This is a genomic window from Bacillus sp. BF2-3, assembly GCF_008368795.1.
Taxonomy (GTDB): Bacteria; Bacillota; Bacilli; order Bacillales; family Bacillaceae_G; genus Bacillus_A; species Bacillus_A cereus.
The window spans coordinates 18499-40967 of record NZ_QOSA01000027.1 but is presented as its reverse complement, the minus strand read 5'-3'; the positions used below and the strand labels follow the sequence as shown (position 1 = coordinate 40967).

The window sequence follows — 22469 nt, the reverse complement described above, 5'->3', positions numbered from 1 at the left end:
TTCAATAGTTTTGAGTTGAATTTGTAACATGATAATAAATTTTTTTTCATATTTAAAGTTCATTTCAAAATATCTTCCGCCTAGTTGGCAGGGCATGTTATTTGACGATTACTTTGCCTGCCATTCCTTTAAGAAGATGGTATCGACATATTAATTCATATGTACCAGTATTTTTAGGTTTCACGGTAATATGCTTTTCTTTTCCTGACTCGATTACGACGTCAATGCCGAGTTTTTTCACTGTAAAGGTGTGCTCGTTTTTACCTTTATTTTTCAATAGTAATGTTGTTGATCCTTCAAGCGGAATCGTGATAACATTTGGATTAAAGTAATCATCATTTAGTTCAACCTCAATCACTTTCGTTAAATCGGTGGGGGGTGTTACGACAGTAACTGAGGCAAATACATGGGAGGATCCTAAAGACATCCACCATACAATCATTACAAGCAAACTGCTGAATCGAAATAACCACCTGTTCATAGACATCTGCAATTCTCCTTTGTTAAGTACTTTCCTCAATTAACCTGCATCATTAGTTTAAGAGTTATACTATACAGTTAAATGGATTACAGAAAAAATTAACTTGGACTTTTTTAGCATGCGTTGAAAAAACATGTATCTTTTCAGGATTGAATTCTCCATAAAAACTGTATAGCATATATACTCTCGTGTTAAATTTCATATACCGTAATAAGAATAAAAAATTATTTTTTCAAAAAAATGTAGTAATTCCTTTTTGTAGTTTGCTATAATTAGTTCGAATGTGGGCAGTATCAGAGCGAACTGCACCATGATTCGAAGTCATACGAAAAATAATAACTTGGATTCTGCCTTGATCCAATAACGGACTGGGACAGAGGGATGAATAATGCCGACTAACACACAACCCTTCTGCCCTTTTATGGTCAGAGGGGTTTTTCATATGATTTCGGCCATCTCCTCTCTCCTGCATAAAGGAGGAGTAGTTTTTGAAAACAAAAACAGATTTTTTGAAGATGAAAGAGCAAGGTGAGCCGATTACAATGCTAACGGCGTATGATTATCCATCTGCTAAATTAGCAGAAGAAGCTGAAGTTGATATGATTCTAGTTGGAGATTCTCTTGGAATGGTTGTACTCGGATACGATTCAACAGTACCTGTAACAGTAGAGGATATGATTCATCATACGAAAGCTGTACGCCGTGGAGCGAAAGAGACGTTTATTGTAACTGATATGCCATTTATGTCGTATCACGTATCATTACAAGAAACGATGGTGAATGCACGTCGCATCGTTCAAGAGAGCGGGGCACACGCACTGAAGGTAGAAGGTGCTGGAGAAGTTATATCGACGATTCAATATTTGACGAACGCAGGAATTCCTGTTGTAGCGCATTTAGGTTTAACCCCTCAATCTGTAGGAGTGTTGGGTGGATATAAAGTGCAAGGAAAAGATGCGGAGAGTGCAAAAAAATTAATAGAAGATGCAAAGAAATGTGAAGAAGCTGGTGCAATAGCGCTTGTGTTAGAATGTGTACCAATGCAGTTAGCAGAACTTATTTCAGAGCAACTAACAATACCAACAATTGGGATTGGTGCAGGACAAAAAGTAGATGGGCAAGTGCTTGTTTATCATGATCTTATCTCATACGGCGTAAATCGTGTTCCGAAATTTGTGAAGCAATATACGTCTGTTCAAGAGGAGATTGTGCGTGGGATTTCACAATATGTTACTGAAGTAAAGACAAGGCAATTTCCTGAAGAAAAACATTCGTTCACAATGAAAGAGGAAGAATGCTTAGCGTTATACGGAGGAAAACAATAATGAAAATCGTAACTACAGTGCAAGAGATGCAGCAAATTACAAGCGAACTTCGTGCAAGTGGAAAGAGTATTGGTTTTGTTCCAACAATGGGTTATTTACATGAAGGCCATGCTACTTTATTACGTAAGGCAAGAGAAGAAAATGAAATTGTAGTTTTAAGTGTATTTGTAAACCCGCTACAATTCGGCCCAAATGAAGATTTAGATCGATATCCTCGTGATATTGATAGAGATGAAAATGTAGCAAAAGAAAACGGTGTAGATTATTTATTTTATCCGAGTGTAGAAGAAATGTATCCAGCAGAACAAACAACAACAGTAGAAGTTGTGAAGCGCACGGACATATTATGCGGTCAACAAAGACCTGGTCATTTCGCTGGTGTTGCAACTGTACTGATGAAACTATTTAATATTACGGTGCCAACGCGTGCTTATTTCGGTATGAAAGATGCTCAACAAGTTGCAGTAATTGAAGGATTTGTAACTGATTTCAATATTCCAGTTACAATCGTACCAGTTGATATTGTAAGGGAAGAAGATGGTTTAGCGAAAAGTTCTCGTAACGTGTACCTATCACAAGATGAACGTGAAGAAGCTCTTCATTTATACCGCAGCCTATGTATAGCGAAAGAAAGAATTGAGGCAGGTGAACGTAATCCGGAAATCATTACAAATCTTGTGAAAGATTATATTGAGACGCATACGAAAGGCACTGTAGATTATGCGGATTTATATGCATATCCGTCATTAACAATGGTAGAGAAAGTCGAAGGAAGAATCATTTTAGCTATTGCAGTTAAGTTTGAAAATGTAAGATTAATTGACAATATAACATTAACGGTTAAATAAGGGGGAGCATCTATGTTTCGCACAATGATGAGAGCAAAGTTACATCGTGCAACTGTAACGGAGGCAAATTTAAATTATGTAGGTAGTATTACAATTGATGAAGACTTAATGGATGCAGTAAATATTGTAGAAAACGAAAAAGTCCAAATTGTAAATAATAATAATGGTGCTCGCTTAGAGACATACGTTATTAAAGGGGAACGCGGTAGTGGTGTTGTTTGTTTAAACGGTGCGGCGGCAAGACTTGTACAACCAGGGGACAAAGTAATTATTATTTGTTATGGGCTAGTTACGGAAGAAGAGATTCATACACAAGAACCAAAAATTGCAGTACTAGACGATAATAATCAAATTATTGAAATGTTAGGTGCTGAAAAAGCGGGTACGATATTATAAGTAGAAAGGCTATCTCCATTGCGGAGATAGCTTTTTTGTGCATCTTTTCATTAAGATGAGATAAAACGTGGTATAGTAACATTATATAAATTATTGTTGTTTGAAAGGTAAGAAATTGAGGTGTTACATATATGAGTAAGCGTTATGTCGTTGTTGATTTAGAGACGACAGGGAACTCCTGGAAAGATGGGAAGGATAAAATTACCCAAATTGCAGCTGTTGTAGTAGAAGATGGAGAGATATTGGAGATTTTTTCGTCTTTTGTTAATCCAAAGAGAGAGATCCCACCATTTATTACAGAATTAACAGGGATTGATGAAAGTCTTGTAAAACAAGCCCCGTTATTTCAAGATGTAGCCCCGATGATTGTTGAGCTATTACAAGGTGCGGCTTTCGTTGCGCATAATGTTCACTTTGATTGGAATTTTTTAAATGAAGAATTAAGGCAAGCTGGATATACAGAAATACATTGTCCGAAAATCGACACGGTTGAATTGGCTCAAATTCTTTTGCCGACAGCCGATAGTTATAAATTACGTGATTTAGCTAAAAAGCATGAACTAGAGCACGATCAACCACATCGTGCGGATAGTGATGCTCTTGCAACAGCGGAATTATTTTTACAATTTTTAAATGAAATTGAAAAGTTACCACTTGTCACGTTGCAATCGCTTTATGAATTAAGTGATGTGTTCCAAAGCGATATAGCTGATGTGCTTTCTGAAAATATTTTAAAGAAAGTAATGCACGGTAAAGAAGATATAGCGGAGTATGAAATACATCGAAATATTGCGCTGAAAAAGCGGAACTATTCCTTAAACCTTGGAGAAACGTGTTCATCAAAGTTTGATGCTTTCTTGAATAAAACGATGGATAAATTGGAATCACATATGCCAAAGTTTGAAAGAAGAGAAAGTCAACAACTGATGATGAAAGAGATATATACGGCGTTAAGAGATTCTCGTTTTTCACTAATTGAAGCCGGTACAGGAACAGGAAAGACTCTCGCTTATTTGCTTCCTAGTCTTTATTTTGCAAAGAGAAAAGAAGAACCTGTCATTATAAGTACACAAACGGTACAACTCCAACAACAAATATTAGAAAAAGAAATTCCGTTATTACAAAAAATAATGCCATTTTCATTTGAGGTAGCTCTTCTAAAAGGAAGAAAGCATTATTTATGCTTACATAAATTTGAGTATGCTTTGCAAGAGGAAGAAAAAAATTATGATATGGCACTTACAAAGGCGAAGATTTTAGTTTGGCTATTGCAAACTGAAACAGGTGATCGAGACGAATTAAATATTCCTGAGGGCGGAAAGTTACTTTGGAATCGTATTTGTAGCGATGCGTATAGTCCAGGCGGTATGCAAAGTAATTGGTTTAGTCGTTGTTTTTACCAGCGAGCGAAGAATAAAGCTTTATTTGCAGATATCGTTATTACAAATCATGCGTTATTATTTCAAGATTTTTCAAGTGAAGAACCGTTGTTTGCTTCATGCGAACATATTATTTTTGATGAAGCTCACCATATTGAAGAAGCCGCGAGTAGAACATTGGGTGAACAGTTCTCTTGTATGTATTTTCAATTGGTTATATCTCGTCTTGGGACACTAGAAACAGAAGATGTACTCTCCAAAGTATATAAAATGATGAAAAAATCAGAGCAAGCATCTCGTTCAACTTTCCGTATGATAAGTTATAGTTTGAAGGAACTTAAGTTTGATGCGGATGAACTCTTCCAAATGTTACGTACTTTTATATTTAAACAAACAAAGCAAGAGCAAGGAACGAATAATATGCCGCTCATCTATAGGTATAACGCAGAACTAGAAAAAGGTAAGTTGTGGGATAGTATCGTCGAATTAACAAATCGTTTTATATATGAATTAAGAAGGGTAGTAACTGCTCTTGAGAAGCAAGTGGATATATTGCAAAGTAAGTTAGAATGGGAGATGCATGTTGTAACAGGTGAATTTATGCATTTAATTGAGTTGCTGAGAAAGATGGCAGAATCATTACAGTTACTCGTATTAGAAAAGAATTCGTATGTAACTTGGATGGAGACTGAAACGAAAGGGACGATTCATTCAACAGTTCTATATGCACAGCCTGTTCATATTGGTGAAAGATTTGCTGATGAATTTTTAACAGGAAAAAAGAGTGTTATTTTTACATCCGCAACACTAACAGTTAACGATACGTTTGATTATATAAAAGAGGAACTTGGTTTACATGATTTCGCTCCAAATACTTTAAAGGTTCCGTCGCCATTTCGTTATGATGAACAGATGAAATTAATGGTGTCAACGGATGTACCTTTTATTAAGCAAGTAAGTAATGAGCGATATATTGAATCTGTATCGGAACATATTGCAAAGATAGCGAAAGCCACAAAAGGCAGAATGCTCGTTTTATTCACTTCGTATGAAATGTTAAAAGAAGCGTATGCGAATTTAAAAAATAATGATGAATTAGAGGGGTATTTATTACTGACCCAAAGTGTGAATAATAGAAGTCGAAGCCGCTTAATTCGAAAGTTTCAAGAATTCGACAAATCAATTTTATTAGGGACGAGCAGTTTCTGGGAAGGAATAGATATTCCAGGAGATGCCTTAAGTTGTCTTGTTATAGTCCGTCTACCATTTACACCTCCTCATCAGCCGATGATGGAAGCGAAAGGTGAGTGGCTAAAAAATCAAGGTGAAGATGTATTTGCTAAATTAGCGCTTCCACAAGCAATATTACGTTTCAAACAAGGATTCGGCCGCTTAATTCGAACGAATACAGATACAGGAACGGTAGTAGTGTTAGATCGTCGTTTGACGAGTTCTTCCTATGGAAAACGATTTCTACAATCGATTCCTAACGTACCTCTTTATGAAGGGCCATTAGAAGAATTGTTAGTACAATTAGAAGAAACACCAAATGAATAAAAATGGAAGAAAAATACGCCTGAAGTACTTATAAACTTCAGGCGTAAAAAATGTGGGTAGGAGGAATTTTATTTTTCTTACTTCTTGTATACAAAATGTGTTGGTTTTCGACTTGAAACCTTTTTTTGCTGTACATGTCCTGCTATAATAGATGGGTGATGAAGCAGGGGTTGTAAAGAATGTACTCTTATTGTAACCGCATTGCGTTCTTCTATAATTAGAAATTTTTGTGTAACGGAGGAGTTTTTTCATGGAGAAGAAAATCGAAGTACTATCAACGACGCGTATTAAATATTCGTCGGATTTGTATAAAATTGTTGATAGTTTAAATCGTACGTTAAAAGAGCAGGACCTCATGTTCGGACTAGCATTAGACGAAAAAGATAAAGAAACAGCTGTATTTACGATTTACAGAACGTAGTGATACAATGAAAAAGTGGATCTTTGCAATCATTATTGTTATCGTTGCTAGCGGAATATATGGGGCGTATGTTTATAATAAAGCGATGGGAAAGAAAATTCCAAAAGAGTCGAAATTTGTAGAAATTGCTAAAGAAAAAGCAAAGCTTACAAAGGTGAAATCTGTTGATTATTACAACGGAAAATCTGCATATATAGTCGTGCAAGGTACAGATGAAAAGGGAGAACAACTTATCGTTTGGGTGCCTGAGAAAAAAGGGGATACTGTAGTAAGGAAAAAGAGCGAAGGTATTTCTGAAAAAGAGGCTATACAAAGAACAATAGAGCAAGTCGGCAATGAAAGTAAGGAATCAAAAAGTAAGCCGAAAGAGATTATGAAAGTGAAATTAGGCTTTGAAAATGATGTACCACTATGGGAAGTTACATATATTGATGATGACAATCGTTATAGTTATTACTATCTTGAATTTAAAGATGGAAAATTTTTAAGACGATATAGCATTGAAAAATAGATGTAGGGGGAACTACAAATGAAATTAGCAAAGCGAGTAGCTGCTTTAACACCGTCTTCAACTTTAGAAATTACAGCAAAGGCACAAGCATTAAAAGCAGAGGGTCATGATGTAATTGCATTAGGGGCAGGGGAACCTGACTTTAATACACCAGAGCATATTATGGATGCTGCACATAAAGCGATGTTAGAAGGGCATACGAAGTATACACCAACAGGTGGATTACAATCGTTAAAACAAGAAATTGTGAAGAAATTTACTCGCGATCAAGGTATTGCGTATGATCCATCTGAAATTATTGTATGTAATGGTGCAAAGCATGCATTGTATACATTATTCCAAGTATTACTTGATGAGGGAGATGAAGTTATCATCCCAACTCCTTACTGGGTAAGCTATCCAGAGCAAGTAAAGCTTGCTGGCGGTAAGCCGGTTTATGTAGAAGGTTTAGAAGACAATGAGTACAAAATTACAGCAAAGCAGCTGCGTGAGGCAATTACAGAGAAAACGAAAGCAGTTATTATTAATTCACCGAGCAATCCAACAGGAATGATTTATAGCAAAGAAGAATTACAACAGCTTGGAGAAGTATGTTTAGAACATGATATTTTAATCGTTTCTGATGAAATTTATGAAAAATTAATTTATGGTGGCGTAGAATATACTTCAATTGCCCAGCTTTCTAATGCATTAAAAGAACAAACACTTATTATTAATGGTGTATCTAAATCTCATTCTATGACAGGATGGCGTATTGGATATGCTGCAGGAAATAAGCAGCTTATTAAAGCGATGACGAACTTAGCGAGTCATAGTACGTCAAACCCTACTTCAATCGCTCAATACGGCGCAATTGCGGCATATGCAGGCTCACAAGAACCTGTGGAAACAATGCGTCAAGCCTTTGAAGAGAGATTAAACATCATTTATGATAAATTAATTCAAATCCCTGGCTTTACTTGCATTAAACCGCAAGGTGCATTTTACTTATTCCCTAACGTAAAAGAAGCTGTAGCTTTATCAGGATATGCAACAGTTGATGATTGGGCAAAAGCTCTATTAGAAGAGGAAAAAGTGGCTCTTGTACCAGGTACAGGATTTGGTGCTCCAAATAATGTTCGCTTATCATATGCGACATCTCTTGAACAAGTAGAGAAAGCATTAGAGCGTATCCATACATTTATGAAAAGTAAAGTGCAAGCTTAATTTTATATTTCATTCATGTAATATAAAAAACCTCCCCATTAATAGGGAGGTTTTTTTGACGAATTGTGGCAAAAAGAAATAGCTAAAGGTGTGTTATACTAGAGAGCGAGGTGTTTGGTGATGAAAAAGAAAATGATGTTACAGTGGTTTGAGCAGGGAAGCATTGCAATTCCAAAATTACTTATGATGCATTATAAAAAATTAGGTTTAAATGAGACGGAATTTATGGTCGTACTTCATGTACACACATTTTTAGAATCAGGTAATTCGTTTCCGACTCCATCAGAGATTTCTGAACGGATGACGATAACGGAAATGAAATGTATGGAAGTAATTCAAGCATTGATTCAAAAAGGGTTTTTATCACTAGAAGGTGGACAAAGATCAGAAGCGATGATGTGCGAAAGTTATTCTTTACAACCGTTATGGGAAAAAATATTACATTTCTTAATGGATGAATCAATAGAGGAAGAGCAAAAAGAAAAAAAACAGCTGCAAGTAAATTTATATACAGTATTTGAAAAAGAATTTGGAAGACCACTTTCGCCGTTCGAATGTGAAACGTTAGGAATGTGGGAGGACCAAGATCAACATCATCCAAATTTAATTCAAGCGGCTCTTAGAGAAGCTGTAATGAGTGGAAAACTAAATTTCCGATATATTGATCGTATTTTATTTGAGTGGAAAAAGAATGGAATTAAAACGGTAGATCAGGCTCAAAATCAAGGTCAAAAATTTAGAGCGAATCAACAAAGAGCACAACAAATGACAAAACAAGAGACGAAATTTACTGGAAAAGTGCCTTTTTATAATTGGTTGGAGCAGTAATATAGGAGGAAGTATATGTTAAATAAAACGCAAATTCGCTATTGTTTAGACACAATGGCGGATATGTATCCAGAAGCACATTGTGAATTAATTCATGAGAATCCTTTTGAATTAGTAATCGCGGTGGCACTATCTGCACAATGTACAGATGCACTTGTAAATAAAGTGACGAAAAATTTATTTCAAAAATATAAAACACCAGAAGATTATTTAAGTGTATCTTTGGAAGAGTTACAACAAGATATACGTTCTATTGGGTTGTATAGAAATAAAGCAAAAAACATTCAAAAATTGTGTCAGATGTTGCTGGATGATTACAATGGAAAAGTTCCAGAAGACCGTGACGAGTTGACGAAATTACCAGGAGTAGGGAGAAAAACAGCAAATGTAGTTGTTTCGGTAGCGTATGGCATCCCGGCAATTGCTGTTGATACGCATGTAGAAAGAGTGAGTAAACGGTTAGCGATTTGTAGATGGAAAGATTCGGTGTTAGAAGTAGAAAAAACATTAATGAAGAAAGTACCGATGGATGAGTGGGGAGTTACACATCATCGTATGATTTTCTTTGGACGTTATCACTGTAAAGCACAACGACCGCAATGTGAGGAGTGCAGACTGTTAGAAGTATGTCGTGAAGGAAAGAAGCGAATGAAGGTGAAATAAAGGATGGAGCGAGTTATAGAAATACCGAAAGAATTTCACTGTTTACCATTTTTTAAAGAAAGTGTAAATTTAATTAAGTATCATACAGACAATTCTTTTGAAGAGATAATACAAAATACTTACTTTATATTTGATATTGAAAGACAGTATGAGCCGTGGAAGGAAATTGAAAACAGCATTCCAGCGATGTTGAATGTATGGAAAAATAAGCATGAAGACATTGCTATACTGTTTCGAAATAGAAATAAGCAAGAGGCTGAGGGACCAATGATTCTTTTTGCAGCTCACTTGTTATCGGTTGTCTATTGGCTAAATGAACAACCTGTTCATAGTTTGAATGAAATGCAAATAAATACGAATAAATTAAAAGTGCAACCTGTTAATTTTATGGAAAGATATTCATTCATTATAAAGAAACCGAGTAATTATCATTCTTATATTCAATTAGCGCAGTTGTATATCGAAATAGAAAAGCTGTATGTAAAGAAAATGATAACAAAAAAGAAGTCCGCTTCTCGTTAAGAGAAACGGACTTCTTTTTTTTGTATATTAGGACTCTGTTGTAACAACAGCACCGTCTGCGTGAGGTGTATCTCCTCCGGTATTTTGGTGTTGCTGTTCTTGTTGTTTCTTAGCCTCTTCTTCAGCTTTTTTCTTGGCCTCTTCTTCAGCTTTCTTCTTAGCTTCTTCATCAGCTTTTTTCTTAGCTTCTTCTTCAGCTTTTCTTCTAGCTTCCTCATCAGCTTTCTTTTGAGCTTCTTCTTGCTGTTTACGTTGTTGTTCTTGCTGTTGTTCTTGTTGTTTCTTAGCCTCTTCTTCAGCCTTTTTCTTAGCTTCGTCTTGTTTTACTTTATCTTCATTAGCCTTTTTCTGGGCTTCTTCATCAGCTTTTTTCTTAGCTTCTTCATCGGCCTTTTTCTTAGCCTCTTCTTCAGCTTTTTTCGCATCTGGAGTTCCGCCAGGCGCAGTGAAGGATGCACCAACTGCTGGGCTTGTTCCAGTGCCTTTTTTCGCTACTACAGAGAAGCTGTAAGTAACACCTGGTTTAATACCACCAAGAGTAGCTGTCGTACCACTTATTGATAGGCTACCACTTGAACCATCAGTTGCTTTATAGCTGGCTGCATATGCATCGACTTCTGCTGGTCCAGACCAGTTTAGTGTAACTGTGCTAGCGCCATCAAAAGTGACATTCAGACCACTAGGGGCATCTACTTTAATTTGTTTAATTGCATCTTTTTTCGCACCTTTTACGTATAATTCTCCGTTTATTTCTTGTACAGAAGAAGGACGTTCAAAGCGAGATTTATCTGTAGCGAATTTGCTCATCATTACTTGGAACATTTGCTGTGCAATTTTAGTATAACGATCACTAATGTAGTTTTCTGGACCATTCTTTACGTAACCAGTCCATACAGCCATCGTATATTGTGGTGTATATCCAGCGAACCAGCTATCCCTGTTTGCATCAGCTGGAATGCCGTATTTCTTTAAATCTTTTGCATCAAAGTTTTGCGTTCCAGTTTTACCCGCTACGTCAACACCTGAAACATATGCTGTTGGTCCTGTACCACCAGAACCAGGTTTTACTACGTCACGAAGAACGTCAGTTACCATGTAAGCTGTATAGTCTTGCATAGCGCGTTGTTCTTTCGGTTTAAAGCTTTTCTTTTTCCCGTCCGGGAAGGTTACTTCTTTTACGAAGTGTGGTTTATTATAGTTACCACTATTACCGAAGGTTGCATATGCACCTGCTACTGCTAATGGAGAACTATCGTTACTACCAATTGCAGTAGATTCATGTACTCCATTTTCAAATGTCATGCCTAAACCTTCAGCAAACTCTTTTGATTTATTAAGTCCAACTGTTTGAGCTGTCTTTAAAGCCGGGATGTTTAATGACTTCTTCAATGCTTCACGAAGTGAAACGTCACCTTTAAAACTCCCTGTAGCATTTTTAATCTTTGTGCCATCCGAATAAGTATATTCAGAGTCATTTAATTGATGGTAAGTAGACCATTGAAGATTCTCAATCGCTGGACCGTAGTCGAAAATTGGTTTCATTGTTGAACCAACTTGGCGTTTTAAATCAGTTGCCATATTATGACCTTTGAAAGTGGACTTATTTTCTTTACGTCCAGCACCAATTGCTCGAACTTCTCCAGATTGTGTATCCATAAATACGAATGATCCTTGGAATTGATCGTTTGGATACTTAATAAGATTACCATCCATAATTTTTTCAGCGTAATCTTGAGCATCTTGATCAAGTGTTGTATGAATCGTTAAACCATCTGAACCGATATTTACATCAGGATATTCTTTTTCAACTTCTTTTACAACCGCATCTAAAAATGCTTGATACTTCATCTCAGTTACTTCTGAAGACGGTTGAAGGCCCTCAGTTACTGGGATCTTAACGGCGTTATTCATTTCTTCTTTTGTTATATAACCATGTCGATTCATTAATGATAATACGACATTACGACGATTTGTTGCTCGTTCAACATTTTCCTTTTTTGTTGGATCATAAATGTTTGGACCTTGGGGTAAACCAGCGAGCATAGCAGCTTCATGTAATTGCAAGTCTTTTAAATCTTTACCATAATATTTTTGCGCTGCTGTCGCAATACCGTATGAACGGTTACCTAAATTAATCTTATTTAAGTACATTTCTAAAATCTCATGTTTAGAGTATTGTTGCTCTAATTTGTAAGATAAGTACCATTCTTGTACTTTTCTTTTAGCAGTTTTGTCCATCGTTAGAAAGTAGTTTTTAACGACTTGCTGTGTAATCGTACTACCACCTTGGGAACCGAAACCACCAGTGACATTTTCCATAACTGCTTTTGTAGTTCGTTTAAAATCAATTCCATTATGATCATAGAAACGCGAATCCTCAGTTGCAAGGAATGCATTTTCAACTACTTTTGGAATTTGATCATAAGTAACGTGTGTTCGTTTTTCAGCACCGTATTCATAGAAGAAATTCCCGTTTTTATCAAGAAACTTTGTTGATAAAGGATTAACAAGTTTGGCTTTGTCTAATTTTGGAGCATCCTTTACCATAACAAAGAAAGCGGAAACGCCGGCTACAAGTCCAACGATACCAAGAAGTAGACAACCTATAAGAAATTTCTTGAAAAAGGAGCCTTTTTTCTTTGGTTTTTCTTCTTTATGTGTTTTTTTCTCTTGATTTTTCACATGATTTCGTTCTGTACGAGAACGATAATTATCTGACATTATACTTTCTCCTACCTTTCATTCTCTCCCCCAAAAGTCGAAAAAAGAGCCTTAGTGATGACTCTATCACGAAAAATAAACCATGTCTAGTACACGGATATAGTCAATCCGAGGGTGATAACCGCATGATAATAAGGATCCATGCTCTTCTATTTCTTCTTTCGTAATCGACTTGCGTCCACCAGTATTTTGACGATTCCAAAATGCAATAATATGTTTTGCATCTAGTAAATAAAATTCATCAAAAAGTGTAAATTTAATAATAACAAATGCAATTCCATTATGAGCAACCACTTGCTTCATATGTTCAATTTGATGAAGGTGGAAGTTTTGAAGTGGGAAACTAGTTTTATTTTTTGTTTCCTTTGCTTCAAAATCGATGTATTTCCCTTTGTATACACCGTTGTAATCTGTTGTAGAAGGTTGTTTAAAATACGCTTCTTTTACCACTGCAGCACTTCGAGCGGGGTAATCTACTTTTACAATTTGAAGAGGTGTAGGCTTTTTATGTACACATGCAATATTATGGGTTAAGTAATATTGATTTGTTTCATTCAATTCCTCTTCAAGGGACATACCTCTATTACTATAAGTATGTGTTTTTATAGGTGTTTTTTGAGGTTGTGAAGCTTGATTATACCTTTTTCCATTTGGGTAACGAATGGTCATAGTGTGTCCACCCCCAACTTGCTAAGAATTACTTACAAAGGTGATTATATCAAAAAATGAAAAAAGATGTGACCTTTTTGATGAAAGGTATGATGACTTATTTATGTTTACATGGAATGATTATATGAAAATGAAACAAAATCGAGAAAAAAATTTTTGTACAGAGGAAGAAAAAGCAATCATTCACAATATTAAAAAGAAAACAGAAATAGCTAATGTGGACAATATTTCTCGGACACAATCTTATCAAGAATATTATTTAAGAAATAGTGAAATCAGGTGGGCCTTTTTAGCGAGTATGGTTTCGAGAAATGCGGGCTGGAATATGACTGATTTAGAAGGGAGATATTATGCTACTGTTTTACCTAGAACGGTAAAAAAACATTTATTTATTCTGTACGAACAGGCTAATTGGATTATTTTTTTAGATGCATTTCCTCAGCTATTATTGTATGAGGAAAGTAAGAAGAGACGTGCACCTCTCTTTCATTTGTTGCAATATTTCAACGTATCAATTTTTATGGAAAAAGAATGGTTACTTTTCTGGGAAAGAAGAGATATGAATAGGCTTATGACAGCGCTTATTATAAATGAACAAAATAAAATTCAAAAACCAGTCATTGAGAACACATATTTTAAAAAACATGTATTCCATACTGCACTTTTTAAAGTACAAGAAAGACTTCATATTAGTGCAGTTATCTTCCCAACAATTGAAGGGAGAATGTATGGATTTTCGGTTTATCAATTTGAAACGTTACAACAGCGTATAGAACTAGGAAAAAAATTAGCATGGTTATTGTTTCATCCAATTTATAATGGTTCGTTTTATAAGTTTGCATTGCAAACTACACATACTGGGTCTAGAGAAGATTATGAAGTTTACGCAAAGGAAACTCGAAAGTCTTATACGCCAACACTTAGAGATATTTATCCTGTTATTTTACATGAAGAAATAAAAATGAGAGATTGGTTTTGTGCAAATATGAAAATGAATGTGCTATTTGTACCTGAAGAACCTAAAGGGGAAGTTAATATAACAGAATGGTATAGAAGAAAGAGAGAACAAATCTATAGGCTATCTATGGCAAATCGTTTTGCTAAAAGGATGGATGAGTTCATGATATAATAAAAAAGAAGTCCCGTCTTCCATTTTGAAGACGGGACTTCTTAATTTGAAACAATCCTGCTATGTGTGCTACAACTTTAATCTCAAAACGTAATGCTAGTAGGAGATTAAGGGTGACTTGAAATTTAACTGTTCGTAATAAAGTCTCGCTTTATGTAGCAGGGAAGTTTGGACCATCTAGCTTTGGATTGCCAGTCTCGGGTTTATTTTGTTGTTTGTTTTGGTTTTTCTTTTTTTCATTTTTGTTCTTTGCCATTGTAATACACCTCCTTTTTGTATTGTTACCATTTCTATAAATGACATACGAAATGATTTCTTTGACGAATAACAACTAGTTTTGTCATGTGGGCAGGAGTGGTGAATCATTCGGCGAAATTACATGACAAAGGAAAAGCAAAGAAGGAGGCGTTTTGTATATGGCGATGGTTCAGAAGGAAGATGTAATGAAAAAAATGGATCAAATGTTAAGTTCTCTCGATTTGCTGGAAATGAATATAGGGATTAGAATGAATCATGCATTAAAGGATGCGAGTGAAAAAATATGCAATAAGATAGAAATAACAGAAATGCATATTGAACATATGGAAAATAAATTAGTGCATCACGAAGAGAAAGGGAATTGGGTAAAGACATTTCAAAACGTCGTAGTGAGTGCATAATAAGGTGGGAAAGAAATGAAGAATGAAGCATTAATACAGTCTTCAGAAAAACTCATGCAGTATAATAATGAAGCGAATGTAAAAAAGAGAGAACTAACCGAATACGACTTTTATAAGGATATGAAACCGTTTGTAGATATGGTAGATGAGGAATTAAAGAAGTGGAAAGAATTAGCTTATAAGTGGATTAAAGAAGAAAAGCCAAAATATATACATGTACAGCAAATTGATCAAGTATATGATAATTTACAAACGAATGTGTTGCAATGCTTTGTAAATAAAGGTAAAGGTAAACGATTCTTTGAAACACACCAAGCCATTTCGTATACTTTGCAAAATATAGTTGAGCAATGTAAATAACAAGAGGGAGAGCCCTCTTGTTATTTTTATGCTTCTGTCATTGTTGTAGGTTTTGTTGCGCCGTTTATTTCTAATTCTTTTATTAATGTTCGATAATCTGATATGCATATTTTTCCTTCGAGATACCAATGTCTCGCAAAGTCTAATAATTCATTTGCATTCTCTGTGCAATACCCCTTTTTTTGAGAAAACGCTTGTTTTAAATCCCCTAATACCATGTTGATTCCTCCCCCATGAGAATCTTCTTCTTCATTATCATAGCATGGAAGGGTTTTCTTTTTTAATTTTTTAAAAATTTAAACTTCCGACAAAAATAGACAGATACTCCATCACACATATTATTTTATAGGTACATATTATATATGTAGAAACTTATGTGAAGGAGGAGAGAATGCATGTTTCAACAACCTAACTTATATCAGCAAACGAATCCATATGCACAGCAAAATATGTACCAATATAATACGGATACATATTTACGGTATAATATGTATCCTTTCGAGCCTTATTATGGAAATCAAAATTATTATCAACCGTTTGAAGTGTCCTTTATGAATCAAGCTCAACAACCACAACAGCAGCAACCTTATGTGAATCAAGCTCAACAACCACAACAGCAGCAGCAACCTTATGTGAATCAAGCTCAACAATCACAAGCTCAGCAACCATACATGAATCAACCACAGCAGCAGCCTTATATGAATTCGCAATATTATATGCCACCACCATCTCCGTATGCTAATCAACAAGCGATGTTTTATCCACCAAAACAACCGTACCCGACGCAGGGTAAGCAAAAGCAACAACAGCCAAGTCAGTTTTCTAGTTTTGTTTCTCAATTTAAAACATCAGATGGTAACTATGATGTAAATAAAATGATGAATACAGCTGGACAAATGATGAATGCGATGAATCAAGTGACAGGTATTGTAAAGCAAGTTGGAGGCTTTTTTGGTAAGTGATGTTGAAGAATTGTCTATAAAAACAATGTAAATGAAATAAAGGACTAGACAAATTTCCTTGTAATAAATGGGTATATATAACAAACGGCTTTCTCTCTTTTCTCATACTGTAAAGTGTAATCAGATTTTTTTAACGAGAGAGGAGAGAAAAAACTATGCATCATTGTCATCCTTGCTTTGGAGGGCATAAGCCTACAGGACCTATTTGTACGACTGCTCCTGTCATTCATCCGACGAAACAATGCGTAACACACTCTTTTTCAACAACGGTGGTGCCACACATTTTCCCAACACATACAACACATGTACATCATCAACAAATTAAAAACCAAAACTTCTTCCCGCAAACAAATTCAAATGTAAATGTTGTGGACCCAATCGACCCAGGATTCGGTGGCGGATGTGGACCGTGTGGCCATGGTCATCATCATCATCATCACCACGGTCATCAAATATCTCCATTTGGGCCAGGACCGAATGTATCACCGTTTGGACCAGGACCAAATGTATCACCGTTTTTACCAAACAATGTATCACCAGTAGGTCCAAATATCGGACCAAACGTTGGTGGAATATTTAAAAAGTAAATGATATGTTAGAACTAGCGAAATGCTAGTTCTTTTTTTGTAATTGGAGTGTTGATATGAAAGTTATTGCAGTAACAGGATATAAGCCATTTGAACTTGGAATATTTAAAAATGATCATCCAGGAGTGGAGTGTATAAAGAAAGCATTACACCGTAAATTAATCACTTTTGTAGAAGATGGTTTAGAATGGGTTATAATAAGCGGCCAATTAGGTGTAGAATTATGGGCTGCTGAAGTTGTTTTTGAAATGCAAGTAGAATATCCTGATTTAAAATTAGCGGTATTCACTCCGTTTTTAGAACAAGAAGAAAATTGGAAAGAAGATAATCGTGAATATTACGAATTTATTCTTTCTCAAGCAGACCATGTTGATAGTATCACGAAACGGAAGTATGAAAGCCCAGAGCAATTTAAATTAAAAAATCAATTTTTTATTGAAAAAAGTGATGCGCTTTTAGCGGTATACGATGAAGAAAAACCAGGAAGTCCCAAATATATTGTAGAATCAGCAAAGAAAAAAGGAGAAATAGAAAATTATCACAGTTATTTCATTCTTTTTTCTGATTTACAAGATATAATAGAAGAGGAACAGTGGAATAATGCAGAGTAATATGTAATATAGTACTCGTATATATGATTGACAAAAAGCATTGTTTCTGAAAAAATTTAGTTAATGAAAGTTTTGGTAAAAATTTGAGGTGAAGAAAATGATTTCGGATAAAATTAAATTAACAGCGAAAGATATTTTAGAAAAAGAATTTAAAACAGGTATGAGAGGTTATCAGCAAGAAGAAGTAGACAAGTTTCTTGATATGATCATTAAAGACTATGAAGCTTTCCACAAAGAGTTTGAGCAATTAAAGCAACAAAATGCTCGTTTAAAGCGTGAATTAGAGGAACAAAAACTAGCAGTAACGCAAGTTCCACAACAACCTGTACAAACACCAGTTGCACAACCGGTTTATAACAACACGAATACGGATATTTTAAAACGCTTATCTAACTTAGAAAAAGCTGTATTTGGAAGTAAGTTATACGAATGATGTAAGGTGGGAAAAGGTTTAAGCATTTTACATAGAAAAAAACGTTGCAAAATCTTTTTGTTTCCACTATACTAATGGATGTCATAACGTTTGGGTAATCGCTGCAACGCCAACGTTGTAGAGGAAAGTCCATGCTCGCACGGCCTGAGATGGCTGTAGTGTTCGTGCCTAGCCAATTCATAAGCTAGGGTATTCTGGCTGTAAGGCTGGTTTAACGGCAGGGAAAAAACCTAAGTCCTTTCGGATATGGTTTGACTACCTTTAAAGTGCCACAGTGACGAAGTCCTTGAAGAAATGATAGGAGTGGAACGAGGTAAACCCCACGAGCGAGAAACCCAAATAATGGTAGGGGAATCTTTTCCAAGGAAATGAACGACGGGAAAGGACAGGTTTTATAACCTGTAGATAGATGATTGCCACCGGAGTACGAGGCGTGGGCCGTTTGTAGTACAAAGGAACAGAACATGGCTTACAGAACGTTATGAACCAACTATGAAATAACTCAGCTCTCCTTTGTTAGAGGAGGGCTTTTTATTTGTATGAAGTTATAAAGTATGAGTTAAAATGGTTAATGAGAAAATTTTTCGTAAAATGTAATAATTAATAGGACCAATTGCTATTAATTATTGTTTGAATATACATAAGAGGTGAATGCAAATGGGAAAAGTTACTTTAATTGCAACAGCGGCAATGGGTATTGAAGCGTTAGTTGCCCGAGAAGTTCGCGATCTTGGTTATGAATGTCAAGTAGAAAACAGCAAAGTAACATTTGAAGCAGATGAAAAGGCGATTTGTCGTACGAACTTATGGTTACGTACTGCGGACCGTGTAAAAATTAAAGTTGGCGAATTTAAAGCAACGACATTTGATGAGCTATTTGAAAAAACAAAAGCATTAAACTGGGGAGATTATATTCCAGAGAATGGTGAATTCCCTGTTATCGGTAAATCTTTAAAATCTGAATTATTCAGTGTTTCGGATTGCCAACGTATCGTTAAAAAAGCTGTCGTTGAAAAATTAAAAACAACATATAAACGTACAACTTGGTTTGAAGAAGATGGTCCGTTATTCCGTATCGAGATTGCAATGCTCAAGGATATTGCAACATTAACAATTGATGCGAGCGGTGTTGGGCTTCATAAACGTGGATACCGTATGGATCAAGGGGAAGCTCCGTTAAAAGAAACATTAGCTGCGTCTTTAATTAAATTAACAAACTGGAAGCCAGATCGTCCATTTGTTGATCCATTCTGTGGATCAGGTACAATTCCGATTGAAGCAGCATTAATTGGACAAAACATTGCACCAGGATTTAACCGTGGTTTCGCATCTGACGAGTGGGGCTGGGTAGGTAAACAAAACTGGCGTGAAGCTCGTCAAGAAGCTGAAGATTTAGCGAACTATGATCAACGATTACAAATCATTGGATCAGATATTGATCATCGTATGATTCGAGTTGCTCAAGATAACGCAGAAGAAGTAGGCTTAGGCGATTTAATTACATTTAAACAAATGCAAGTAAAAGATTTCACAACAAAAGAGGATTATGGCTACGTTGTAACGAATCCTCCATACGGAGAACGTTTAAGTGAAAAAGCACTCGTTGAACAACTGTATAAAGAAATGGGACAAGTATTCCGCCCATTAGATACATGGTCAGCGTATGTATTAACAAGCTACGAAGCATTTGAGAAGTGTTACGGAAAAGATGCGTCGAAGAAGCGTAAGCTGTTTAACGGATTTATCCGTACAGATTACTACCAATACTTCGGAAAACGTCCACCGCGTAATTCATAGTATAAAACTCCTCTAGCGCGCATATACTGGCTATTATGTAATGCGTAAAGGAGGAAGTCATATGGATAATTTTCAATTATCAATGATTCAAAAAGCTATTCACCGTACGTATGATGAGCTCGGAAAAGAAGTGGATAGTCAAGGTGCGATTGTAGATGAAATACAAAAAGCACAAGAAGAATATTTGTCAGCTCTTTCACATGAAACAGCGATTGATAAACGGTATTTAAAGTCATTAATATAGAAGAAAATTTTCCTTTTTCGAAAGGAAAATTTTTTTTCGTGAATTTCTATGTATTGCAACAGGGGAAAGTGGCTGCACACATATGCGTAGCAGTTGCTATTATCTTTTTATAGAAAAACTTTTTGGTTGGAGGCTAAGGATGTTTACTGAGAAGAGATTACCATTTGAAGTAGGAAAACAAGATAATTTTTATGATAAGTTGAATGAGTGGATTGGAGATGTGTTTTACGACATCCTTCCGGAAAAAGGCTTTGAAGAGCGTGATGAACAAATTTTTATGGCGTTTCAGTTAGAACGCGCTTTCCAAGAAAAGAAAGTTATGTTCGCAGAAGCTGGTGTAGGAACAGGGAAAACAATTGTATATCTTCTATATGCAATTTGTTACGCGCGTTATACTGGGAAACCAGCTATTATTGCTTGTGCAGATGAAACGTTAATTGAGCAGCTTGTGAAAGATGAAGGGGACATCGCTAAGTTATCTGAAGCATTAGGGCTATCTGTTGATGTAAGGCTTGCAAAATCAATGGATAATTATTTATGCTTACGTAAACTTGAAGATGTTATGAGTGGACGAGCTCCAGAAGTAATTGAAGACGTATATTACGAGTTACCACAGTTTGTATTCGATCATGGTACGATGCAAAACTTTACTCACTATGGTGACAGAAAAGAATTTCCACTTTTAAATGACGAAGAATGGTCAAAAGTAAATTGGGATTACTTCCAAGATTGCTTTACTTGTGATTCTCGTCATCGTTGTGGACAAACTCTTTCTCGTGAACATTATCGTAAAGCAGCAGATTTAATTATTTGTTCTCAAGATTTCTATATGGATCATATTTGGACGTACGATGCTCGTAAGCGTGAAGGGCAAATTCCATTATTACCAGAAAGTAGCTGCGTTGTATTCGATGAAGGACATCTTGTAGAATATGCAGCTCAAAAAGCTTTAACATACCGTTTAAAGCAAACGATGATGGAGCAACTATTAACGAGATTGCTACAAAACGATATTCGTGAGGAGTTTGCACATTTAGTAGAAGAAACAATTTGGCAAACTGAACGATTCTTTGATGTGTTACAAGAGAATAAAAAGGAAATTGCCGGTTCTGATCGTCTAGAAATTACTGTGACAGAAAAAGTAACAGCTGAAGCGAAACGACTTTATGCAAAAATCGGTGAAGTTGGAGATGCATTAGTATTCGAAAGTGAAATGCATACAGTAAACACGTATGATTTAAATATTGTTGATGAGCATTTAGATGTATTAGAACATTCACTTCGTCTGTTCATGCACGAGAAAAATGTAATTACTTGGGGTGAAGAAGGTGATGGTGCCTTCACGTTAGTTATTATGCCACGTGCAGTTGAAGAAGTGTTACAAGAGAAAGTATTCTCGAAGAAAATACCGTATATTTTCTCTTCTGCGACATTATCGAACAACGATTCATTCGCTTTCACAGCTAATAGCCTAGGGGTAAAAGATTACTTGTCATTCTCAGTTGCTTCACCGTTTGATTACGAAGAGCAAATGACAGTAAACTTACTATCACATACGAAAGAAAATGAATGGGAAAGAAAGTGTCAATATACACTTGAAAATATACAAAAAACAAATGGACGTACGCTTGTATTATTCCGTACAACGCAAGAGCTTGCAGCGTTCAAAGAGTATGTAAGTAAAGAGCAAATGTCGGTTCCGTTCTTATATGAAGGAGATCAGGAAATTAGCCAGCTCGTTTCTCGTTTCCAAAATGAAGAAGAGACTGTACTTTGTGCGGTTCATTTATGGGAAGGTTTAGATATTCCTGGTTCATCATTATCGCACGTTATTATTTGGTCTTTACCATTCCCTCCAAACGATCCTGTGTTTGAAGCGAAACGTAAGCACGTAAATGATCCATTCTGGGATGTAGATGTACCATATATGATTTTACGACTTCGTCAAGGAATTGGGCGTTTAATTCGTACAAGTGAAGATAAAGGTGCTATATCAATTTTCTTATCTGATTCAGAAGATGAGAAAGTAGTTGCAGCTGTGAAAAATGTACTGCCAGTAGAAGGTAAAGAATTATAAGGAGAAAGCTTGGCGCTTGCCAAGCTTTTTTTCTATTATAAAAGGAATTTATGTTTCTGTGTCGAATTAAATTTGAGGTAGAA

The 22469-nt window shown here is 35.7% G+C and carries 25 protein-coding genes and 1 other RNA gene; 21 read left to right on the top strand and 5 right to left on the bottom strand.

Annotated elements, in window-relative coordinates:
- Positions 1-97 precede the first annotated feature (97 nt).
- Entirely contained in the window at positions 98-487 is a 390-nt protein-coding gene (locus DN401_RS20290) for a cupredoxin domain-containing protein (RefSeq protein ID WP_065212122.1), read from the bottom strand.
- A gap of 482 nt (positions 488-969) precedes the next feature.
- Between DN401_RS20290 and panB the strand changes: the two genes are divergently transcribed.
- The 10 genes from panB (at position 970) to DN401_RS20240 (ending at position 10137) form a co-directional block, all read left to right on the top strand.
- Positions 970-1806 (top strand): 3-methyl-2-oxobutanoate hydroxymethyltransferase, encoded by an 837-nt coding sequence (gene panB, locus DN401_RS20285; RefSeq protein ID WP_000851108.1) that lies wholly within the window; start codon positions 970-972, stop codon positions 1804-1806.
- Positions 1806-2654 carry a pantoate--beta-alanine ligase gene (gene panC / locus DN401_RS20280; protein ID WP_149287912.1) on the top strand — a complete coding sequence of 283 codons (849 nt, stop codon included), beginning with the start codon at positions 1806-1808 and terminating at the stop codon, positions 2652-2654. Before panB ends, panC begins: the two co-directional genes overlap by 1 nt.
- Before the next feature lie 12 nt (positions 2655-2666).
- Positions 2667-3050 (top strand): aspartate 1-decarboxylase, encoded by a 384-nt coding sequence (gene panD / locus DN401_RS20275; protein ID WP_000490184.1) that lies wholly within the window; start codon positions 2667-2669, stop codon positions 3048-3050.
- Positions 3051-3181: 131 nt separating this feature from the next.
- The gene (dinG, locus tag DN401_RS20270; protein WP_098212748.1) at positions 3182-5986 is read left to right on the top strand and encodes an ATP-dependent DNA helicase DinG; all 2805 of its coding nucleotides are present in this window, start codon (positions 3182-3184) and stop codon (positions 5984-5986) included.
- Positions 5987-6236: 250 nt separating this feature from the next.
- Positions 6237-6407, top strand: a complete 171-nt coding sequence (locus tag DN401_RS20265; RefSeq protein ID WP_000412179.1) for a YpmA family protein — start codon at positions 6237-6239, stop codon at positions 6405-6407.
- A gap of 7 nt (positions 6408-6414) precedes the next feature.
- Complete coding sequence (locus DN401_RS20260) at positions 6415-6918, top strand: cell wall elongation regulator TseB-like domain-containing protein (RefSeq protein WP_000758739.1); 504 nt, start codon at positions 6415-6417, stop codon at positions 6916-6918.
- An 18-nt stretch (positions 6919-6936) separates the two neighbouring features.
- The gene (aspB, locus tag DN401_RS20255; RefSeq protein WP_000761560.1) at positions 6937-8124 is read left to right on the top strand and encodes an aspartate transaminase AspB; all 1188 of its coding nucleotides are present in this window, start codon (positions 6937-6939) and stop codon (positions 8122-8124) included.
- A gap of 120 nt (positions 8125-8244) precedes the next feature.
- The gene (dnaD, locus tag DN401_RS20250) at positions 8245-8952 is read left to right on the top strand and encodes a DNA replication protein DnaD (protein WP_000728542.1); all 708 of its coding nucleotides are present in this window, start codon (positions 8245-8247) and stop codon (positions 8950-8952) included.
- A gap of 15 nt (positions 8953-8967) precedes the next feature.
- The gene (gene nth, locus DN401_RS20245) at positions 8968-9615 is read left to right on the top strand and encodes an endonuclease III (RefSeq protein ID WP_000933030.1); all 648 of its coding nucleotides are present in this window, start codon (positions 8968-8970) and stop codon (positions 9613-9615) included.
- Positions 9616-9618: 3 nt separating this feature from the next.
- Positions 9619-10137: a YpoC family protein gene (locus DN401_RS20240; protein ID WP_000442650.1), complete on the top strand. Its 519-nt coding sequence runs from the start codon at positions 9619-9621 to the stop codon at positions 10135-10137.
- Positions 10138-10164: 27 nt separating this feature from the next.
- Here DN401_RS20240 and DN401_RS20235 read toward each other — a convergent pair whose 3' ends face one another.
- Complete coding sequence (locus tag DN401_RS20235) at positions 10165-12858, bottom strand: PBP1A family penicillin-binding protein (RefSeq protein WP_001283090.1); 2694 nt, start codon at positions 12856-12858, stop codon at positions 10165-10167.
- A 66-nt stretch (positions 12859-12924) separates the two neighbouring features.
- Positions 12925-13527 carry a Holliday junction resolvase RecU gene (recU, locus tag DN401_RS20230; protein ID WP_000155598.1) on the bottom strand — a complete coding sequence of 201 codons (603 nt, stop codon included), beginning with the start codon at positions 13525-13527 and terminating at the stop codon, positions 12925-12927.
- A 103-nt stretch (positions 13528-13630) separates the two neighbouring features.
- On the opposite strand from recU, the gene DN401_RS20225 reads away from it, so the two are divergent.
- Positions 13631-14656, top strand: a complete 1026-nt coding sequence (locus tag DN401_RS20225) for a DUF2515 domain-containing protein (RefSeq protein ID WP_000495659.1) — start codon at positions 13631-13633, stop codon at positions 14654-14656.
- Positions 14657-14807: 151 nt separating this feature from the next.
- On the opposite strand, the gene DN401_RS30485 is transcribed toward DN401_RS20225, so the two are convergent.
- Positions 14808-14987, bottom strand: coding sequence for a hypothetical protein (locus DN401_RS30485; protein WP_001987054.1), 180 nt, complete (start codon positions 14985-14987; stop codon positions 14808-14810).
- An 85-nt stretch (positions 14988-15072) separates the two neighbouring features.
- On the opposite strand from DN401_RS30485, the gene DN401_RS20220 reads away from it, so the two are divergent.
- Both DN401_RS20220 and DN401_RS20215 read left to right on the top strand, forming a co-directional pair.
- A complete protein-coding gene (locus DN401_RS20220; RefSeq protein WP_001252036.1) occupies positions 15073-15315 on the top strand; it encodes a hypothetical protein in 243 nt (80 codons plus the stop codon).
- A gap of 15 nt (positions 15316-15330) precedes the next feature.
- Positions 15331-15675 (top strand): YppE family protein, encoded by a 345-nt coding sequence (locus DN401_RS20215; protein WP_000786939.1) that lies wholly within the window; start codon positions 15331-15333, stop codon positions 15673-15675.
- A 26-nt stretch (positions 15676-15701) separates the two neighbouring features.
- On the opposite strand, the gene DN401_RS20210 is transcribed toward DN401_RS20215, so the two are convergent.
- Entirely contained in the window at positions 15702-15893 is a 192-nt protein-coding gene (locus DN401_RS20210; protein ID WP_000242652.1) for a YppF family protein, read from the bottom strand.
- 177 nt (positions 15894-16070) lie between these two features.
- Here DN401_RS20210 and DN401_RS20205 point away from each other — a divergent pair, with 177 nt between their 5' ends.
- The 8 genes from DN401_RS20205 (at position 16071) to DN401_RS20170 (ending at position 22386) form a co-directional block, all read left to right on the top strand.
- A complete protein-coding gene (locus DN401_RS20205) occupies positions 16071-16637 on the top strand; it encodes a YppG family protein (RefSeq protein ID WP_000487608.1) in 567 nt (188 codons plus the stop codon).
- Between the two features lie 155 nt (positions 16638-16792).
- Positions 16793-17224, top strand: coding sequence for a CotD family spore coat protein (locus DN401_RS20200; protein WP_000546272.1), 432 nt, complete (start codon positions 16793-16795; stop codon positions 17222-17224).
- Positions 17225-17280: 56 nt separating this feature from the next.
- Positions 17281-17835 (top strand): SLOG family protein, encoded by a 555-nt coding sequence (locus DN401_RS20195; protein ID WP_000862908.1) that lies wholly within the window; start codon positions 17281-17283, stop codon positions 17833-17835.
- Between the two features lie 97 nt (positions 17836-17932).
- Complete coding sequence (gene gpsB / locus DN401_RS20190; RefSeq protein ID WP_000622431.1) at positions 17933-18268, top strand: cell division regulator GpsB; 336 nt, start codon at positions 17933-17935, stop codon at positions 18266-18268.
- An 86-nt stretch (positions 18269-18354) separates the two neighbouring features.
- Positions 18355-18745: RNase P RNA component class B (gene rnpB, locus DN401_RS20185), an RNA gene on the top strand.
- Between the two features lie 180 nt (positions 18746-18925).
- Positions 18926-20065, top strand: a complete 1140-nt coding sequence (locus DN401_RS20180) for a THUMP domain-containing class I SAM-dependent RNA methyltransferase (RefSeq protein WP_000521224.1) — start codon at positions 18926-18928, stop codon at positions 20063-20065.
- Positions 20066-20126: 61 nt separating this feature from the next.
- Positions 20127-20309, top strand: a complete 183-nt coding sequence (locus DN401_RS20175) for a DUF3921 domain-containing protein (protein WP_000368570.1) — start codon at positions 20127-20129, stop codon at positions 20307-20309.
- Between the two features lie 139 nt (positions 20310-20448).
- Positions 20449-22386: an ATP-dependent DNA helicase gene (locus DN401_RS20170; protein WP_149287911.1), complete on the top strand. Its 1938-nt coding sequence runs from the start codon at positions 20449-20451 to the stop codon at positions 22384-22386.
- The last annotated feature ends 83 nt before the right edge of the window (positions 22387-22469 follow it).

What these genes read in the sequence shown, in the direction of transcription:
- DN401_RS20210 (WP_000242652.1), bottom strand. Translation starts at nt 15,893, where the DNA reads ATGGTATTAGGGGATTTAAAACAAGCGTTTTCTCAAAAAAAGGGGTAT.
- gpsB (WP_000622431.1), top strand. Translation starts at nt 17,933, where the DNA reads ATGATTTCGGATAAAATTAAATTAACAGCGAAAGATATTTTAGAAAAA.
- DN401_RS20265 (WP_000412179.1), top strand. Translation starts at nt 6,237, where the DNA reads ATGGAGAAGAAAATCGAAGTACTATCAACGACGCGTATTAAATATTCG.
- DN401_RS20205 (WP_000487608.1), top strand. Translation starts at nt 16,071, where the DNA reads ATGTTTCAACAACCTAACTTATATCAGCAAACGAATCCATATGCACAG.
- DN401_RS20240 (WP_000442650.1), top strand. Translation starts at nt 9,619, where the DNA reads ATGGAGCGAGTTATAGAAATACCGAAAGAATTTCACTGTTTACCATTT.
- DN401_RS20290 (WP_065212122.1), bottom strand. Translation starts at nt 487, where the DNA reads ATGTCTATGAACAGGTGGTTATTTCGATTCAGCAGTTTGCTTGTAATG.
- DN401_RS20220 (WP_001252036.1), top strand. Translation starts at nt 15,073, where the DNA reads ATGGCGATGGTTCAGAAGGAAGATGTAATGAAAAAAATGGATCAAATG.
- DN401_RS20195 (WP_000862908.1), top strand. Translation starts at nt 17,281, where the DNA reads ATGAAAGTTATTGCAGTAACAGGATATAAGCCATTTGAACTTGGAATA.
- panC (WP_149287912.1), top strand. Translation starts at nt 1,806, where the DNA reads ATGAAAATCGTAACTACAGTGCAAGAGATGCAGCAAATTACAAGCGAA.
- DN401_RS20175 (WP_000368570.1), top strand. Translation starts at nt 20,127, where the DNA reads ATGGATAATTTTCAATTATCAATGATTCAAAAAGCTATTCACCGTACG.
- DN401_RS20180 (WP_000521224.1), top strand. Translation starts at nt 18,926, where the DNA reads ATGGGAAAAGTTACTTTAATTGCAACAGCGGCAATGGGTATTGAAGCG.
- recU (WP_000155598.1), bottom strand. Translation starts at nt 13,527, where the DNA reads ATGACCATTCGTTACCCAAATGGAAAAAGGTATAATCAAGCTTCACAA.
- panD (WP_000490184.1), top strand. Translation starts at nt 2,667, where the DNA reads ATGTTTCGCACAATGATGAGAGCAAAGTTACATCGTGCAACTGTAACG.
- dnaD (WP_000728542.1), top strand. Translation starts at nt 8,245, where the DNA reads ATGAAAAAGAAAATGATGTTACAGTGGTTTGAGCAGGGAAGCATTGCA.
- DN401_RS20235 (WP_001283090.1), bottom strand. Translation starts at nt 12,858, where the DNA reads ATGTCAGATAATTATCGTTCTCGTACAGAACGAAATCATGTGAAAAAT.
- DN401_RS20215 (WP_000786939.1), top strand. Translation starts at nt 15,331, where the DNA reads ATGAAGAATGAAGCATTAATACAGTCTTCAGAAAAACTCATGCAGTAT.
- aspB (WP_000761560.1), top strand. Translation starts at nt 6,937, where the DNA reads ATGAAATTAGCAAAGCGAGTAGCTGCTTTAACACCGTCTTCAACTTTA.
- DN401_RS20200 (WP_000546272.1), top strand. Translation starts at nt 16,793, where the DNA reads ATGCATCATTGTCATCCTTGCTTTGGAGGGCATAAGCCTACAGGACCT.
- dinG (WP_098212748.1), top strand. Translation starts at nt 3,182, where the DNA reads ATGAGTAAGCGTTATGTCGTTGTTGATTTAGAGACGACAGGGAACTCC.
- DN401_RS20260 (WP_000758739.1), top strand. Translation starts at nt 6,415, where the DNA reads ATGAAAAAGTGGATCTTTGCAATCATTATTGTTATCGTTGCTAGCGGA.
- DN401_RS20170 (WP_149287911.1), top strand. Translation starts at nt 20,449, where the DNA reads ATGTTTACTGAGAAGAGATTACCATTTGAAGTAGGAAAACAAGATAAT.
- nth (WP_000933030.1), top strand. Translation starts at nt 8,968, where the DNA reads ATGTTAAATAAAACGCAAATTCGCTATTGTTTAGACACAATGGCGGAT.
- DN401_RS20225 (WP_000495659.1), top strand. Translation starts at nt 13,631, where the DNA reads ATGTTTACATGGAATGATTATATGAAAATGAAACAAAATCGAGAAAAA.